2 protein-coding genes are annotated in these 3020 nt (G+C 70.3%); both read right to left on the bottom strand.

Annotated elements, in window-relative coordinates:
- Positions 1-1316, bottom strand: a 1316-nt coding sequence (locus tag RWO33_RS19990) for an ATP-binding protein (RefSeq protein ID WP_314107191.1), incomplete at its 3' end; no start/stop codon positions are given.
- Positions 1317-1318: 2 nt separating this feature from the next.
- On the bottom strand, positions 1319-3020 hold a 1702-nt coding region (locus tag RWO33_RS19985), incomplete at its 5' end, for an EAL domain-containing protein (RefSeq protein ID WP_314107189.1).

Genomic DNA, 3020 nt, shown 5'->3' with positions numbered 1-3020 from the left:
TCGTCGCCCTGCAGCCACAGCAGCCGCGGCGCCGGGCTGCGGGTGTCGTGCAGCACCGCGCGATGCAGCGCGGTGGCGCCGTGGCGCAGCGCGTGCGTGTCGGCGATCACCCAGGCCAGGTCCGGTTCGATGCCGGGCCGTACCGGGGCGCGCAGGATGTCCAGCGCGGCCGAGGCGCTGTCCACCGTGTGCAGGCGGATGTCGTGGAGCTGCATCACGCGCTGCAGGCGCTGCACCAGCAGCGGGTCTTCGCTGATCAGCAGCGCGCGGGTGGTTGCCGGTTGCGCCGGCAGGTCGCCGGCCACCTTCAACAGCGGTATCTCGAACCAGAACGTGGCGCCGTGCCGCGGCGTTGAACTCACCCCGATCTCGCCGTGCATCAGGTCGATGATGCGCCTGCAGATCGCCAGGCCCAGGCCGGTGCCGCCATAGATGCGGGTGGTCGAGGCGTCGGCCTGGCTGAACGACTGGAACAGGCGTGCCTGCTGGGTGCCGTCGATGCCGATGCCGGTGTCTATCACTTCGAAACGCAGCTGGTGCTGGCTGGCGGTCTCGCCCTGGCGGACTACCCTCAGGCGGATCTGGCCGCGTTCGGTGAACTTGATCGCATTGACCATCAGGTTGCCCAGCACCTGGCGCAGCCGCACCGGGTCGCCGCGCACCGACAGCCGCACCGACGGGTCCAGCTCGAGCGAGACCGCCAGGCCCTTGGCCTCGGCACTGCGCTGCATCAGCTGGACGATGCCTTCGAGCAGCTCGCGCAGGTTGAAGGTGGTGATCTCCAGGTCCAGGCCCTTGGCCTCCAGACGGGAGTAATCGAGGATGTCGTCGACGATGCGCAGCAACTGCTGCGAGCTGACCGTGGCGGTGGCCAGCATCTGCCGCTGGTCGCTGCCCAGCTGGCCGCGTGCGATCAGGTCCAGCATCGGCAGGATGCCGTTGAGCGGGGTGCGGATTTCGTGGCTCATGGTGGCCAGGAACTCGCCCTTGGCCAGCGCGGCCGCTTCGGCGGCCTGCTTGGCCTGCAGCAGCTCCTGCTCGAGCATGTCCTGCTGCTGCATCGCGCGCTGCAGGTGGTCGCGCTCGCCGGCCAGGGCCTCATGGCGGCGCTGGCCCAGCGCCAGTTGCGCCTGCAGTTCGCGCCAGCGGCCTACCGCCAGCAGTGCGGCGAGCACACCAGTTGCCGCCGTGGCGGTGGCGATCAGCGTCCACGGACCGCTGGCCCCGGCCAGCGCCATACCGCTGGCGGTAGCGGCCAGCGCGGCGGCAACCGCCGCCAGCCAGAGTGTGAAGGGAACCCGTCCGTGGGCCGTCATGCTCAGAGCACCGCGGTGTGGAAGTCGAAGTTCAATTCGCTCCCGGCCGATTGCACCATGTTGCCCTGGATGTAGTCGACGCCCCCCATCCACATCGCGGCCGCGGCCTGCGGATCCTCGATCTGCTGGCCGATGATCATCGCCCCGGCACGGTGCGCGGCATCGATGGCGGCGCGCAGTTCATCGCGGGTCTGCTGGTTGGCATGGGCGCTGGAGAAACGTGCGGCCATGCGCACGAATGCCAGTGGCAGCTGGCTCAACAACGCGTTGGCCTCGCCACCGGGCTCGAACTGGCTCAGGCAGAAGCGCACCCCCGCCGCGCTCATGCGCGTGCAGAACTGCTGCAGGGTGACGGTGTGGATGAGCGCATCGGGCAGGCGCACGTCGATGACCAGCGCGGCGCCGGGCAGCTGGCGCTGCTGCAGGGTTTCCAGCAGCCAGTCGGTGAAGGCGTCGCGGGCGAGGGTGCGCAGCGACTGCGACACGAACAGGCTCAGCGGCTGGGTGGCGTGCCGGTACAGGTCGAGCAGGCCGAGTGCGTGGTCCAGCACCTGCTGGTCCAGGTCGGCGATGCGCCCGGCCGCTTCCGCCGCGGGAATCACCTGGCCGGCATTGAGCACGCTGCCGTCGGCCTGGCGCAGGCGCAGCAGCACCTGGTACTGCGCGGTGTTGCCACCGGCCACCGCGACGATCGGTTGGTAGGCCGGCTCCAGCTGGCCTTCCAGCATGGCCAGGTGTTCCTGCGCGGCGACTTCCTCGCGGCGTACGTGCGCGGCCACGCCCGACGGCAGCAGGCGTGCCTGCAGGGTGGTGCGCTCCACCGCTTCCAGCGCGGTGCCGGCGTCGCTGAAGCCGGTCGACAGCGGCGCATGGCCCACCACGCCGCGCAGGTGCACCGATTCCTCATCGCGGATCACGAACGCGCGCGCGGACAGCTCGTCGCGCAGCCGGTGTGCCATCGCGTCCAGGGTTTCCTCGTCCACGCCGCGGGCCAGCACCAGGAAGCTGTTGTCGTTCAACCGCGCCAGCAGGTGCGGGTGCGCGTTGTCGGCCAGGCGCTGCGCGGCCTGCACCATCAGCCGTTCGAACGCGGCATAGCCGTACCGCTCGCGCAGGCCCAGTGCACTGGCCACTTCGATGAAGAACAGGCCGCCCTGCCCGCCGTGCGCCAGCGCGTGGGTCAGCTGCTGCATCACGTGGTGGCGGGTCGGCAAGCCGGTCTCTGGGTTGTTCATGGCCGGCGCGCCCTGCACGCCGGGTTGCATCGCCGCCTGTGCGCGGGCGCGGCGGATCCGGTTGGAGACCGCCGCGATCAGGTGGCGCGGCCGGATCGGCTTGCTCAGGAAATCATCCGCACCGCTGTCGAGCACCTCGAACTGGCGTTCCGGATCGGGGTCGCCGCTGAGGAACACGATCGGCAGCAGCTGCTGGCCCGGCTGCTGGCGGATCAGCGCGGTCAGGCGCATGCCGTCCAGGCCCGGCAGGTGCAGGTCCATCAGGATCAGGTCGGGGCGCTGCTCGTTGATCACCTGCTGCACGCCTTCGGCGTCGTTGTGCACGATCGCTTCCATGCCCGCGCCGTGCAGCACGCTCTGCGCGAACAGGGCCTGGGAACGGTCATCCTCGACGATCAGCACGCGGTAAGGCGCCTCGCTGCCCAGCGGCAGCGGTTCGGCATCGTCCTGCCACTGCGCGGGCGGCAGC

Source organism: uncultured Stenotrophomonas sp. (genome assembly GCF_963519925.1).
GTDB lineage: Bacteria > Pseudomonadota > Gammaproteobacteria > Xanthomonadales > Xanthomonadaceae > Stenotrophomonas > Stenotrophomonas maltophilia_AE.
This window is presented reverse-complemented; position numbering and strand designations above follow the sequence as displayed.